Source organism: Sinorhizobium chiapasense, assembly GCF_045277575.1.
GTDB lineage: Bacteria > Pseudomonadota > Alphaproteobacteria > Rhizobiales > Rhizobiaceae > Ensifer > Ensifer chiapasense_A.
Genome location: NZ_CP144206.1, coordinates 1,218,802 through 1,232,947 on the forward strand (window position 1 = coordinate 1,218,802; position 14,146 = coordinate 1,232,947).

11 protein-coding genes are annotated in these 14,146 nt (G+C 53.0%); 7 read left to right on the forward strand and 4 right to left on the reverse strand.

The window, feature by feature from the left end:
• The first annotated feature begins 101 nt into the window (after positions 1–101).
• From QM996_RS24295 to QM996_RS24305, 3 genes are all read left to right on the forward strand, one after another.
• A complete protein-coding gene (locus QM996_RS24295) occupies positions 102–1,145 on the forward strand; it encodes an NAD-dependent epimerase (RefSeq protein ID WP_334198660.1) in 1,044 nt (347 codons plus the stop codon).
• 69 nt (positions 1,146–1,214) lie between these two features.
• Positions 1,215–2,546, forward strand: a complete 1,332-nt coding sequence (gene rkpK / locus QM996_RS24300; protein WP_334198576.1) for a UDP-glucose 6-dehydrogenase — start codon at positions 1,215–1,217, stop codon at positions 2,544–2,546.
• Between the two features lie 186 nt (positions 2,547–2,732).
• A complete protein-coding gene (locus QM996_RS24305; RefSeq protein WP_334198577.1) occupies positions 2,733–3,320 on the forward strand; it encodes a CatB-related O-acetyltransferase in 588 nt (195 codons plus the stop codon).
• A gap of 69 nt (positions 3,321–3,389) precedes the next feature.
• On the opposite strand, the gene QM996_RS24310 is transcribed toward QM996_RS24305, so the two are convergent.
• The 4 genes from QM996_RS24310 to QM996_RS24325 all read right to left on the reverse strand — a co-directional run bounded on the left by QM996_RS24310 (position 3,390) and on the right by QM996_RS24325 (position 9,475).
• Positions 3,390–4,382 carry a GSCFA domain-containing protein gene (locus QM996_RS24310; protein ID WP_334198578.1) on the reverse strand — a complete coding sequence of 331 codons (993 nt, stop codon included), beginning with the start codon at positions 4,380–4,382 and terminating at the stop codon, positions 3,390–3,392.
• Between the two features lie 51 nt (positions 4,383–4,433).
• Complete coding sequence (locus QM996_RS24315; RefSeq protein WP_334198579.1) at positions 4,434–6,050, reverse strand: glycosyltransferase; 1,617 nt, start codon at positions 6,048–6,050, stop codon at positions 4,434–4,436.
• A 45-nt stretch (positions 6,051–6,095) separates the two neighbouring features.
• Positions 6,096–7,574, reverse strand: a complete 1,479-nt coding sequence (locus tag QM996_RS24320; protein ID WP_334198580.1) for a glycosyltransferase family 4 protein — start codon at positions 7,572–7,574, stop codon at positions 6,096–6,098.
• Positions 7,575–7,636: 62 nt separating this feature from the next.
• The gene (locus tag QM996_RS24325) at positions 7,637–9,475 is read right to left on the reverse strand and encodes a class I SAM-dependent methyltransferase (protein WP_334198581.1); all 1,839 of its coding nucleotides are present in this window, start codon (positions 9,473–9,475) and stop codon (positions 7,637–7,639) included.
• Positions 9,476–9,895: 420 nt separating this feature from the next.
• Between QM996_RS24325 and QM996_RS24330 the strand changes: the two genes are divergently transcribed.
• The 4 genes from QM996_RS24330 to QM996_RS24345 all read left to right on the forward strand — a co-directional run bounded on the left by QM996_RS24330 (position 9,896) and on the right by QM996_RS24345 (position 14,139).
• The gene (locus QM996_RS24330) at positions 9,896–10,789 is read left to right on the forward strand and encodes a glycosyltransferase family 17 protein (RefSeq protein ID WP_334198582.1); all 894 of its coding nucleotides are present in this window, start codon (positions 9,896–9,898) and stop codon (positions 10,787–10,789) included.
• A gap of 98 nt (positions 10,790–10,887) precedes the next feature.
• Complete coding sequence (locus QM996_RS24335) at positions 10,888–11,796, forward strand: class I SAM-dependent methyltransferase (protein WP_334198583.1); 909 nt, start codon at positions 10,888–10,890, stop codon at positions 11,794–11,796.
• Between the two features lie 82 nt (positions 11,797–11,878).
• Complete coding sequence (locus tag QM996_RS24340) at positions 11,879–12,835, forward strand: hypothetical protein (protein WP_334198584.1); 957 nt, start codon at positions 11,879–11,881, stop codon at positions 12,833–12,835.
• Positions 12,832–14,139 carry a KpsE/RkpR family capsule polysaccharide export protein gene (locus tag QM996_RS24345; protein WP_334198585.1) on the forward strand — a complete coding sequence of 436 codons (1,308 nt, stop codon included), beginning with the start codon at positions 12,832–12,834 and terminating at the stop codon, positions 14,137–14,139. The genes QM996_RS24340 and QM996_RS24345 overlap by 4 nt, the downstream gene beginning before the upstream one ends.
• Positions 14,140–14,146: the final 7 nt, after the last annotated feature.

Consider the following 14,146-nt stretch of genomic DNA (forward strand, 5'->3'; position numbering starts at 1 on the left):
ATGGATTTGTCATGTCGTCACCCTACGTCGCCGGATTCGACTTTCCATCGCGCGGCTTTCTTCGTAAGAACGCCCTGACAACACAATCTGGGGACATGGTCGTGCGCTACCTCATCACCGGCACCGCGGGCTTCATCGGTTTTCATCTCGCCAAGCGATTGATCGACGAAGGCCATTTCGTGGTCGGCTTCGACGGCATGACGCCCTATTACGACGTCACGCTGAAGCAGCGCCGGCATGCGATCCTGGCCCGATCGAACGGCTTCAAGGCCGTCGTCGGCCTGCTCGAAGACCGCGCGGCGCTGAACCATGCGGCGGAGATTGCCGAGCCCGAGGTCGTCATCCACCTCGCGGCCCAGGCCGGGGTGCGCTACAGCCTCGAAAATCCCAAGGCCTATGTCGATTCCAACCTCGTCGGTTCGTGGAACATCCTGGAGCTGGCGCGCGAGCTCGGCCCCAAGCACCTGATGCTCGCCTCGACGTCCTCGATCTACGGCGCCAACGAAAAGATCCCGTTTGCGGAGACCGACCGCGCCGACGAGCCGATGACGCTCTATGCCGCCACGAAGAAATCGATGGAGCTGATGGCGCACAGCTATGCCCATCTCTACAAGGTTCCAACCACGGCCTTCCGTTTCTTCACGGTCTATGGCCCGTGGGGCCGGCCCGACATGGCGCTGTTCAAGTTCGTCGACGCCATCCACAAGGGACAGCCGATCGACATCTATGGCGAAGGCCGCATGAGCCGCGACTTCACCTATATCGACGACCTCGTCGAAGGCATTCTCCGGCTCTCGCACGTGGCGCCGGCGGAAGAAAACCGCGTGCCGTCCGAGAAGGCCGAGGACACGCTGTCGCGCCAGGGGCCGTTCCGGGTCGTCAATGTCGGCGGCGGCCAGCCGGTCGAGTTGATGACCTTCGTCGAGACAATCGAGAAGGCCGTCGGCAAACCGGCGCTGCGCAACATGCTGCCGATGCAGCAGGGCGACGTGCCGCGCACCTATGCCTCTCCCGATCTGCTCGAGGCACTGACCGATTTCAAACCCTCGATCCCGGTGGCAGAAGGCGTGGCGCGCTTTGCCGCCTGGTATGAGGAATACTACAATGTCGGCGGCAAAGCCGGATCCTCGGCCCCGCAGGCATAAGCACGGGCGAACCGGCATGGTGTGCGCGTTCACCGACAAGAGCTCGCCAGACAACAAAGGAAAGAGCCTATGAAAATCACGATGATCGGCGCCGGCTATGTGGGCCTCGTTTCCGGTGTGTGTTTTGCGGATTTCGGTCACGACGTCGTTTGTCTCGACAAGGATGAGAGCAAGATCGACGCGCTGATGCAGGGGCGGATCCCGATCTTCGAACCCGGCCTCGACCAGCTGGTCGCCAGCAACGTCGCCTCGGGCCGCCTGTCGTTCACCACCGATCTCGTTGCCGCCGTCGCCGACAGCGACGTGATCTTCATTGCGGTCGGCACCCCTTCCCGCCGCGGCGACGGTCACGCGGACCTGTCCTATGTGTATGCGGCCGCCCGCGAGATCGCCGCCAATCTCCAGGGCTTCACCGTCATCGTCACCAAATCCACCGTTCCGGTCGGCACCGGCGACGAGGTCGAGCGCATCATTCGCGAGACCAATCCCGGCGCCGATTTCGCCGTCGTCTCCAATCCGGAATTCCTGCGCGAAGGCGCGGCGATCGAGGACTTCAAGCGGCCTGACCGCATCGTCATCGGTGTTGCCGACGACGACGAGCGGGCGCGCGACGTCATGACCGAGGTTTACCGGCCGCTCTATCTCAACCAGTCGCCGCTCGTCTTCACCTCGCGCCGCACCTCCGAACTGATCAAGTATGCCGGCAATGCCTTCCTGGCGATGAAGATCACCTTCATCAACGAGATGGCCGATCTCTGCGAAAAGGTCGGCGCCAATGTCCAGGACGTCGCCCGCGGCATCGGCCTCGACGGCCGCATCGGCTCGAAGTTCCTGCATGCCGGCCCCGGCTACGGCGGCTCGTGCTTCCCGAAGGACACGCTGGCCCTGGTCAAGACCGCCCAGGACCATGACGCGCCCGTGCGCCTCGTCGAGACCACGGTTGCGATCAACGACAACCGCAAGCGGGCGATGGGCCGCAAGGTGATCGCGGCGGCCGGCGGCGACGTGCGCGGCCACAAGATCGCCATCCTCGGCCTCACCTTCAAGCCGAACACCGACGACATGCGCGACAGCCCGGCGATCGCCATCGTGCAGACGCTGCAGGATGCCGGCGCCCACATTGTCGGCTATGATCCGGAAGGCATGGAGAACGCCAGGAAGATCATCGACGGCATCGATTATGCCGGCGATCCCTACGAGGCGGCCAATGAGGCGGATGCGCTGGTGATCGTGACGGAATGGAACGAGTTCCGGGCGCTGGATTTCCGCCGCCTGAAAGCGGCGATGAAGAAGCCCGTGCTCGTCGACCTCCGGAACATCTACCGCCAGGACGAGGTCGCCAAGCACGGCTTTGCCTATTCCAGCATCGGCCGGCCTACGCTGGGCTTTGCGTCACTGTAGAAGAAACCTCGACGTATCAGGCCTTTGCGTGTTGCAGATTACGCCCCGCGTAACCTTTGCATTCAACCTCGCAACAGTAAGTTCCTTGTAATGTCTGAATTACCCGCCGTGTTGCAAATTGGGGTAGCCGTGAAGTTCAGGTCGTTGGAAGCTCTTAAGGTTGTCGGTGAGAAATAGGAGGACTTCGTGAACAGAAACGTGACCACCGAATTTGGGTTCCACATAGGAAATAGCTGCGTCACTGTGGGACGGTTCTCATACGGCATAGAGAACATTAATGTGTTGCAATGGAATGAAGGCGCTGCATTGACGATTGGCAGCTTTTGTTCAATTGCGAAGAACGTGAGTGTTTTCTTGGGAGGAAACCACCGAAGCGACTGGATCAGTACATTTCCTTTCGGACACATATTTCACCAACAGCTAGGCAGATTTGACATCGACGGGCATCCTGCAACGAATGGCAGTGTCACCATCGGTCACGACGTTTGGATCGGCAATGGAGTCACAATTATGTCTGGCATACACGTTGGCCATGGTGCTGTGATCGCTGCCAATTCTCACGTAACTAAGAATGTTGATGATTACACAATTGTCGGCGGTAACCCGGCTCAGATACTGAGATATCGGTTCCCTTCCCCCGTAGTCGACAGACTGCTTACCCTAAAATGGTGGGACCTTCCGATCGATATCATTAAAAGTATAATCCCAATTCTTTCGAGTAAGCCAAACATCGACGTACTCGAAGAGTTGATCCACACTTATCGGCCTCAGTAGAAGTACCTTTCTCACTGCGACGCGAGAAATCGAGCACGCACGACAAAGAAGTCAGCGCCCCTCGGGGCGTTACGATGCAATGTAACTGTCAAGTGCAAACTTCATAATTTTCTCTACCATTCCGAATTGAACGTGTCTGCCGTCAGCTTTCCAAGCAAAGCTTTTCTCCGAATAAGTAACCATCTCAAAACTGGGAAAATAATCAACATTTTCATACTTAGACGCTGCTTCGACGCATAGTGCACGCAAATTTGACTTTGCAGCACTATTGGCGATGACAACGTCTTGACCCAAAAAGGTATTTTGCAGCGGCACTGGCGACACGGTCATAATCACCTTCTTTCCATCCGACTGCAACTTATCGAGCGCAGGAGTTAAATAGCCAAGCGCCTCGGTAAAACCAATGAATCTGACAGCAAGCTCTTCCGAATAGCGGCGTAGCATTTGTGGCGACGAAACCACATTGAGATATCTCCCACAACTACTGTCATACCACGCTTCACAGAGTCCCAACGTCAGAACAACGACATCCGCGCGCAAATATCCTTGCGATAGCTCTCTCCACAGCCAAGACCTGCGATCCCTTAGTAATTCTAAGCTACAAGACTCCGCTGCAGGCGTATAGTGTAGATCGTCGTACAAACCAGAAGCGGATTCATAGATAAGTTCGTCACCAAGTTGGCAGCAGTTCAGATTGCTTATATTCTGGATCTCCGCACAAATACTTGGAATATTGTATCTATTGAAGTAATCGTGAATAGTCGTCACGCCCTTACGAGGGGCAAATAGCGAGTGCCCCTCGATGTGTCTCAAGCGACTAGGAACTGCCCACCCCAACCTTAGCAGCGCTGTTTCTAACTCACGCGCGAAACAGGATCCGAGGGTAAAGAATGCCGAACCAGACGTAATCTGAAATTTCGGCTCAAATTTCGGAACGAAATACTCATGTCCAATTCTATTGATCGCCAAATCAGGTTCGCGGTCACGGTTTACATCGCCGTACGACCAACGCGAGGCACCATTCCTTGCGGCTTCCTTCAGTACTTCAAGTGCGTTACCCATGGAGGTTCCTATGGCGGTTAACATTTAGAGCTTTACAGAAAAGCTACTTCATCATTGTTTATTTGAAGAAACCGAAGCGTCAAATGCAAGTGTGCGGAATAGGCGATCATGATTCATTGCCCATCCTTCCCAATCCAATCCCTTCATCTTCGCCGTTAGGAAGCCTCGATGTCCCTCGTGCTCCTCTGCCAGTTCCATGAGTACACCCTTCAAGGCTGCAACATCGCCCACTGGATACGATACATGCGGAAACTCCGGTACCACACCGATCTCCGGGGCAATCGACATCGTTCCGCACGCCAGTGCTTCCATAAAAGGCACGGGCCCACCTTCTAAGCGGCTCGGCACCAACAAAAAGTCAATAGCGCGATAGAAATCGCCAACGTCGGGGAATGACCACACAGGCGCATGCCACCCCTCCTTTGAGGCCACAATGTTTACTCTAGCGGTCAATTCCTTGTCTGACAGCAAGGCCGCAACAATATCTTCGCCCTTTCGCCCCCCCGGATAGACGCGGCCGACAATTCCTACCGTTAGCTTTGGCTTAAACTGCCTGTCGGCACCTACCATAATAACGCTAATCTTTGAACGAGGGACGCCTGCTTCAATCAATACTTTTGCGGTTTGCTCAGAAACGGCTACACAGTGATCGACCTCATGGGCAACAGCGACGAACTTATCCGCTAGATGGTCAGGATCAAAATGAGTAAAATTGGCAACCACTAGTCCTGTGGCTGGCCGTTTATTATAATAACCGTAGTTTATATAGTAGTGAATGTCCGCTTCTGGATAGTCTTCGTTTATTTTTACGGTGCCCATGTACTTCGCAATTTCTTCTGCTTTGCGGTGCATGATCCAACCCGGCTTTTCGGTAATGATTCTTACCCTTGGCCTCCTAACATCAACAATCTTCGCTCCATTGATTATCTTTGTCGAATAGCTGACGATTCTTGCCATATCCTCTTCTGGCGTTTTCGTTTCACCAAATTTCTTTCGGGTCACATTCTCATAGTGCACGGCAGTAGCGGCAGCCACGTACAGAATCTCACGCGGGAACAACGTGCGATAAGTCAACGAAAGCGCTATATCCTCTCCGCATACACGAAACGCCTCGTCAAAACGGAACTGCAAGAACTCGTTCCGTCTCATCATGACGAACGCACCGGTTATTGCAGGGACGAACATGTCTTGAGAAACGTCGGGACTATCCCAAGAAATCTGATGCTTAAACCTGTGATAGGGGGTTCCATCTGTGCGAAAAAAAACGCCGGCATGTTGAAGTCGCCCGTCAGCGTAACGAAGGTTTATGCCGACCATGCCAACCGTCGGCTGTTCGACTGCTGCTAGAGCTTTGTTGATTGCGCCACGATCCGGTACCAGATCGTCGTTAATAAAGAGGAGGATGTCACCCTGGGCGCGGTCCGCGATATAATTGTTGTTCTTCGCAAAGTTGTAGGGCCTCTGCACATGTAGCGAAAAATGCACGCCCGAGGGCACCGTAATCAGGTCGGCGCTGTCTCCTTCACCGTTCCAAGAGCATATAACTTCATAGCTCCCAGCAACTTCACTTTCATCAATCGCTTTTAGCAATCTCGTAATATTTTCGGGCGTACGGGACACGACCAGAATGGAGAGTTTGCATGGATTCTTCTTCATTTTCTGTGTCATCGAAATCTCGGTTGAGTTTGCGTCTGCGCAGTTCGTAGGGAATGCCTAGAGTAGATCCGCATAGATACTTTCATAGGCTTCTATCATGCGTTCATAAGAATTCAGTTCTTGGAGGCGTTTGCGTGCGGCGCGAGACATCGAACGTCTCATGTCGAAGTTTCCGCAGAGCTGAAGCAGCCTCTCCGCCAATACTTGAACATCCCCCTGAGAATAGAAAAGCCCGCTACTTCCCTCGACTAGTTGTTCCACGACGCCAAAACAGGGCGTTGAGACGATCGGGAGGCCAAATTCAAGCGCCTCCATGATTACTCTTGGATAGCTTTCCATCCTGGAACAGAATGCAAAGACATCTGCGCAAAGGTAGAGCTCTGATAAAATTCTTCTTTGCTCTTCTGTCTGTGTCTCATCCACAGCAATTAATCGAATCCCGTGTTGACGGAGGTCCTCAAAGCCACGCCTTACATCTTTTGAGTATGTCGTATCGTTGAAGCCCACCACCGCAACAATCGTTCGAGCCAGTTGCGCCGGTTCGAATAACTCAATTGCGCGGAGCAAATCGATCTGACCTTTTCGCTCGCAAACCGTGCCCACCGACAAAATTACGGTGTCCGCTTTCTCGACCTGATACTTAGCTCGGAGTAACGCGCGATTTGTTCCATAGACCGGTGTCATCAGCCGGTCCATGTTAATCCCATTGTGAACGGTTGCAGCATTTAGATGTTCGCCCAGGAAATTTTGCCAGAGCTTGCGGGTCGCATGAGCCACAAATACGCAAATATCAGCCTTACCGAAGGCAGAATAGGCCATCGCCCGTGCTGGTTCCGGCAGATAGTCGTAATAAGTTTCGGGGTCCTCGCTTTCACGAATGTTCCAAACTACAGAACAACCGGCCTTTTTTGCAGCAATTACCGCATGAAAATTCTGCAGTGTATTGACGTGCACAATTCCAGCGCCGAGATCACGATAATGGTGACTTAGGCGAGCGATCCACTCGTCACGCTTTCTATCGTCCTTCATTTTGTTCTGAGATATCGAGTGGATAAGCTTGCTTATTCCATTTTCCTCGTACAGCGACAACAAAGGCCCCGACGTATTACTGGAGACGGCAACTTGAAAGCGCCCTCTACGACTGACACCAACCGCTATCTCGAACAGGCTGTTGGGCGCACCCTGCATCTTAAGATTGTGGCTCTCGTAGACCACAAGCGGGCAATCGTTCTTTTGCTCGAATGCGCCTGCGACCGATCTGCCCTTATCGCTGGCGACCGAAGTCGCTTCGTTGCAGTGGCGTTCGATCGCGAATGCTGTTCTGCCCTCACTCTTCCCCCATTTTAGATAGTGCAGCAGGGGGTTCACCCCTGCCTGAGTTACATCGTCGTACTCGACGAGATATGAATTAGTGTCGAAATCAATTGACGGGCTGCGCCCAATTTTCGCGCCAATCCAGAGAAAATGCTTGATCGGGTCCATTTTCAAGGCAGCGACGTCAGGATATCTTTCCAGATACCAAGCTTCGTCAAACAAGCCTGACCCCTTGACTAGCTCGACGTCACGATCGTCTACCTGCGAGTACCTCTGAGAATTCATTACACCATTCCGTTATGAAATTGTTGCCCGTCTTTATCTAAATTATAGAATCCCGATGCTTGAAATATATCACGGAAGGTGCCATTCGGCTGTCGCCCCTCTCGCGCGCCATAGCGAACGTAATGAATTGCCGGATCGACACCAGCTTTGCGCACGTCCTCGTATGTACGAAGGTACCAATCCGCGTCGAAAAGACCCCAACTCTTCAATTCCTGAGCCAGCCGCCTCTCTCTCCATCGTTGGATCATCGGCACACGTGAAAACGTCTGAAGCTCCAAAAGCCTAACAAATTCAAACGAGGCGAGTCGCACGAATTCCTGAGCGCGATCGATCACACTATCTCGATCACGTAACATCTCCGTTAGCGTAGCAGACTCAGCGAACCTCTCATCGACGCCTTCTGCCAGTCTCCGACTTAATTCCTGCTGCTGCAGCTGGAGTTCGGCGATCTGAGTTTCCGCGCCCTCTAATTCCCGGACCGCTTTCTCCTGAAGTAATCGTAGTTCATTCGCCAACCCCTCAGCCTGCATCAGTTTGCGAGTTTCTTCTTGCGCAACGCCTTCAAGGAGACTTAATTTCGCTTCCGCCTCCGCATATTTCCTTTCCGCTTCGTGTTGCGCAATAGACGATTCCTGGCAACTCGCCCGGAGCGCCTCGCGCTCGTTCGCAAGTTGGCCTACCGACAGGGTCAGGCTCTCCAACTCTTTCCGAACTTCCAATACTAAGGCGTCTTTCGCAGCGAGCCCTTGCTGCATCTCCGCAATCGTATTCTTTTGGTCGCGTACGGTACCACTAAGCTTCAGCATCTCGCTGCCGTTTTGTTCTGCCCAATAGGCATCCGCGCAAGCTCGCCCCATCCGCGCAAACAATTCGTGGAATTCACGCCGTCCTGATAAGTTATCTTCCAAACCAAATAGATTCGAGATCTCGGCCGTTCTTTCAGGCCCGACTCCTAGTATCCCCAGCCCATGTCCATGCAAAAAATTAAAGTTCGGATATCGCTTCGCGAGGTCTTCGTATAGCCGGTACACACCAAAACCACGCTCGCGCACATTGGTGTCGTGCATAACCACAATTGCCCGCTCCGATAACTTCGGTAGCCACGTTTCGAAATCGTGAAAAACTGATTCGTATGAATGATGTCCATCAATGTGGAGCAGGTCTATTTGCCCGTCAGAAAAGTGTTGTAGCGCCGTATCGAACGTGCTTCTGACCAAGCGCGAAAAGCCCGAATAGTGCGCATTGTTGTAGGCATCGACCGCTCTGAACACAGATTCGTCGTATCGTCCTGCATGCTCATCGCCAAGCCAAGTATCTATCGCATAGCAACGCGTATCCAGTTCCAACGTTTGCACCGCCTGACAGAACGCAAAATAGGACAGTCCGTAGTGACATCCCAGTTCTACAATGCAGCGCGGCTTGTGAGCCTCAACAAGCCAAAATGCAAAGGGGACATGCTCGAGCCAGCCAGATTTTGCGGTATAGCTAGGTCGCATGAACGCGATCGGTCTGGCCGCAAATTGCCAAAGACCCTGCGGAACATAACTATTGTTCTGTTTTACCGAGCTTTCCATTTTTGTATATTTTCCCTCTGCCTCTGGCGGCCTCGGTCTAGTAGAAATGGAACGCTGATTCAAGCCTTGCACCTGGCCGCATCGCTGCCGAAGCGCCGCCGAAGTTCTAGACGCCGGGCCTCCGCGGCAGTGAATAGCAGTCCAGCAATCACCAATTCCGTCGCCCCGAAAAATTGGCGCCTCGGCTTCAAACAGGGTTGCTTTTCCGGATGCGTTCTGGGCTGTTGCGGCAAAGATGCGCGCTGAGATATCAAATGTCGCCATCCAGATTGATCGTTGGCCCCGCGGTCAGCTTTGGACTGGCATCCTCGATGCGCTGGCGGTTAAGGGAGTCCTCGCGTTGTCGGCATCGGTCGACTCCGCATATGTGAGGGCGCACCGCTCCGCAACTCGACACCGGGGACGTTGGCGGAGGGAAGCAGCGTCCAGCCGCCTCACGGCCTTCCTACTTGTAGCTACCAGATATGATAAGCTTGAGCGAAATTTCTATAGGTAGTAGCTCTGGCGACTACCGCCGAATTTCGGGTATGAGGTTATCGGGGTTCTCACTTCTGACCGCCGAACACAAGAAGGATTCCGCGTGTTCGGCTACCTACGAGATGCCCAGTGGGCTGATTTCATAAAGGAAGCCGCTCTCAAGCTGATTGAGTCTTGGCGCTAGCGCGGGAGGGCTGAGAAAAAACTATGACGGGCAGAATATTCGATTGCTTTACATTCTTTAATGAGTTGGAGGTCTTGGAAGCTAGGCTCCATGAGTTATACGAATTTGTCGACTATTTTGTCATTGTAGAATCGACGGTTACGTTCAAAAATCACAAAAAGCCATTATTCTTCCAGGATAATAAAGACAAATTCACACCTTTTCTCGACAAAATATTGCACGTAGTAGTCTACGATTCCCCCGATGAAGGCTCGCCGTGGGTTAAAGAGTACCATCAGAGAAACGCTATACGGAGAGGACTTCCGGAACTTGATGACTCTGACATCATCATTATTTCGGATGTGGATGAAATTGTTAGGTCCGAAACTGTCGCTATCTTAAGATCTATTAGCGGGTACGCAGTTTTGGATATGTCACTACATTTCTATTTTTTCAATATGGTTTATGCAACCTCTGGGTGGCGCCACGCATTCGCAGTGACCGGCCGGTATTTCGAAACTATTCGCGACCTAAGCGATCCGCGCAAGAGTCCACAAGCGTTTTTCGACGACTTCGCGGGCCCAAAACGCGAAATACTTCGGGCTGGCTGGCACTTCAGCTACCTCGGCGGCGCGGAGAGAATTCGTACAAAAGTGAATGCTTACTCTCACACCGGCGAACTAGTTGATGCGATCAATCGGGAGAATGCAGCCGAAGAGATGCTCCGAGACGGGCGATGGCCCAACTCTCCCAATGTTTTGCGCCTAAGCAAGATCGACGAGAATATGCCCAAATACATTCGCACGAACGAGCGGCAGCTCATGAGTGCCGGGCTAGTGAAGTGCCCTTGGGACAGAATTGCCGAGTTGGAGGCACTAGTGGACAATCAGAGTGAACAACTTAGGCGGGGGCGTTTTAGACGACTCACCGTTGAATGAAGATCCCTTAGCACTCTTTTCTTCATTCCGGAGGAACTCAAGCGGCCCTCGCGATGTCAACCCGCTGTTCCGACCGGAGTTGGGTTGCCTTTGCGTGCATGCGGAATTATATCATCGGCTCGCTCGTTGAAATTGATCATGGGAAGACGCAGATGCTGGGGCTAAAAAGGCTGGTTCGCCGCAATCATAAGGTCGCCAGCGCCTCGCCTGTGGACGGAATATTCGACCAATATTGCCGTGAAGCTCCAAGCCATCAAAATGCTGTCGATGCGCTGCCGGGCTGGAACTCTGCTTTCCCTGGGGAGGCGAACATACGGGCGGGCACACATCCGCTTTTTGCTGATGGCCGGATCGCTTGGGCGATTGACCAGGCCGGATCCCTAGAGAACAAGCGCATCCTCGAGATCGGTCCACTTGAGGGGATGCATACATATATGCTGAACCGCCATAAGCCGGCAATAATCGATGCGATCGAAGCGAACCGACTCTGTTTTCAACGCTGCCTTGTCACAAAAGAAATCCTTGGAATTGACCGCGCGCGCTTTTACCTGGGAGATGCAGTGCGGTGGCTTCAGGAAAACAGCTTACACTACGACCTCGCCGTGGCATCTGGCGTGCTATACCATATGGCGGATCCAGGGCAATTCCTTTGCGATATCACGCAGCGTTGCGACAACCTATTTATTTGGACACATTATTTTGACGAAGTCGCTATGCCGCGGCACGATAGTCGGCGACTGGCATTTAGTGGAAACGTTATGTCTCGGCATTACGCGGGTGTTCCGGTGAACTACTACGAGCGGGGATATTTCAGCGCCAACGAGAAGCAGAATTTTTGCGGAGGCATGAAGGACCGCCATTATTGGATGACGCGCTCCGATATTGAGGCGCTTCTTTCCGCTCTGGGGTTTGCTGATATTGTTATATCGCATAATGACCCCAATCATGGAGGCGGCCCCTGCCTTTCGATTTTCGCAAAGCGAACCTCGTGGTCGCAGGCCCGCTGAGTTGCTATTTAACGTCCAGCGCGATTTGGGGGACCTTGTCGAGGGTTATCTCATTCCTGATGGGTTCTCGGATACCCCAATAGTGGTCGTAGCAGATCATTCCGGTGATATCGCTGAGATTGAATGCGACCAACTGCATCCCGCCGTTGTGGCTTCGGGACGGCACCAAACGGGTCTCGTGGGCTTTAAGTTGACGGAAGACAACATACCCGGCCTCCTGCATCGCGCGAGTCTGAAGATTAAGGATCATAAGTCCGGTCTGCTTATCTATCGCCGCAAGCTGTACCCAAAGCAAATCGACATGAAGATCATGCGGATTGAGACCCAGCTAGTGCCACACGCAGCCTTAGATAGAGAGATGGTGGCACACTTTCAGTATGCCCTCCCGGCGGCCGAGCGTTTTGGCCACGAAACAACCTTGCAGGCATTTCACCTTGATAGCCTGAAATCCATATATGTTAGCGGGCGGCTCCAGGTCCGCAGCTATCAAGAATTTCTGGATAAAGGTTTCAGAGCTATCACGCTCCTAAATGATCCTTACTACGAGATGGCTCTTAGGATTGCGACTCTCAAGCTATGCGCAACCGTGAAGCCGACGTTTCTAGGCGAACGCGATAGGATGTCCCTGTCACCTGCCATTGAGTTCTTCTCGTCTTTGGATCTAAGCGACGAGTCGGCCGTTGAGAAGGCACTCAAAAAGGCTCCGCTCAAAATACGCACGGTCCTGCAATCTCCGGCAACACGACAGTTCGCCTGCTCTGACGCAGAAAAGCTTTCAAGCCGCCGAGACATCGCCGCCGCCATGGACCTTATCTCGCGCTTTGAAGTAATCGGGCATATTAATGACACACTCGCATTCGCTTCCTCATTAGGCGAACTGTTAGAATTGGATATGGATCGCATCCCGATTCTACAAAGAAGCGAAGTGCTGATCCGGCTCGCCGATCAATTGCGGCTACTTCCTGTTGCGGAATCGTATCTGGAAGACGATTTGATCCTTGAGCACTACGTGCGTCGAGCCTTGGAAACAGACAAATGAAATCTGACCTCGCGGGATCTCGATACAGATCACCTAGTGAACAGCCGGGAACAGTCGTCGACACAGAGGGGGGCGATGGGCGGGAATCACTGCTTCACCGCTTAATTCGTACTTCGCCGGTTGCTCGCTTTCGCAGATCCGATGGCAGCATTATTGACGCAGTGCCGACGGAAGTATCGAGTGCCGGCACGAAACTAACCGTGGCTACCGGTGGCAAGACACCGATAGCGTTGATAAGTTTTGTTGCCTTTGTATTAGTGCCGTTTATCGCGAGTACAATCTATTTCGCGCTTATTGCTTCAGATCAGTACATCTCGGAGGCACGATTCGCCGTGCGTGCGTTCGGGGAAGCGGGGTCGGATGAAGCTGCCGACAGTAAATTACTCTCGATGTCTACGTTGCCCCAAGATGGTTATGTCGTAACAAGCTTTATTCATTCGACAGAGATCCTCAATAGAATTGCGAGCAGGACTGATTATAGAGAGATTTTTTCGCGCCAGGGAACGGATTTTTACTCACGCTTTAACAAGGATGGATCAAGCGAGGAATTTCTTCAATACTGGAAGAATCAGGTCATTACTTTCGTAGATGGACCATCCGGTATCATTACGCTCAAAGTTAGGACCTTCTCGCCAGAGGATTCCCAGAAACTCGCATCTGTTATTATCAATGAGAGCGAGAAACTTGTTAACGAGCTGTCTGCGCGAGCACAACATGACTTAACCGCTCGCTTCGAGGCGGAAGTAAATAGGACTGCAGAAAGCTATCGTCGTAGCTTGGCTGCCCTGAATGACTTTCAGAATACGGCTGGTATGTTGGCACCAGAGGCGCGGGCAACGGAAACCGGCACACTTTTAACTGGTTTGTTAGCGCGAAAGCTCGAGCTGGATTCGAGAATCTTCGTTCTCAAGGAATCAAACGCCCAATCTTCACCGGCACACCAACAATTGGTTTTGGCAAGCAAGAACTTAGAGACGCAGATCGAAGAGTTGCGGAACGACCTTGCTGGTAACTCGAAAACCGATGAGAACATGGCAAGCGCGATCCAGACGTTTTCGCGCCTTGAGACGGACCGCCGTGTAGCGGAGAGCATGTACGAAGTCGCACGAAAAAATCTAGAAACGGCCGAGGCAGAGGCTATGCGCAAAGCGGTCTATCTCGTCGTCTTCGTACCACCCACCATACCTGAGGATTCCTTATACCCACACCGCTTTTCGACCCCTCTTTTGTTGGCGCTGGCTCTCACCGCCTCATGGCTCACGCTTGCTCTGATTTGGGCCTCTATTGAAGACCATCGACTTTGAGGCGCCC

Coding starts and splice junctions, on each gene's coding strand:
- QM996_RS24345 (WP_334198585.1), top strand. CDS start 12,832: ATGAAATCTGACCTCGCGGGATCTCGATACAGATCACCTAGTGAACAG.
- QM996_RS24335 (WP_334198583.1), top strand. CDS start 10,888: ATGCGGAATTATATCATCGGCTCGCTCGTTGAAATTGATCATGGGAAG.
- rkpK (WP_334198576.1), top strand. CDS start 1,215: ATGAAAATCACGATGATCGGCGCCGGCTATGTGGGCCTCGTTTCCGGT.
- QM996_RS24315 (WP_334198579.1), bottom strand. CDS start 6,050: ATGACACAGAAAATGAAGAAGAATCCATGCAAACTCTCCATTCTGGTC.
- QM996_RS24325 (WP_334198581.1), bottom strand. CDS start 9,475: ATGGCGACATTTGATATCTCAGCGCGCATCTTTGCCGCAACAGCCCAG.
- QM996_RS24310 (WP_334198578.1), bottom strand. CDS start 4,382: ATGGGTAACGCACTTGAAGTACTGAAGGAAGCCGCAAGGAATGGTGCC.
- QM996_RS24330 (WP_334198582.1), top strand. CDS start 9,896: ATGACGGGCAGAATATTCGATTGCTTTACATTCTTTAATGAGTTGGAG.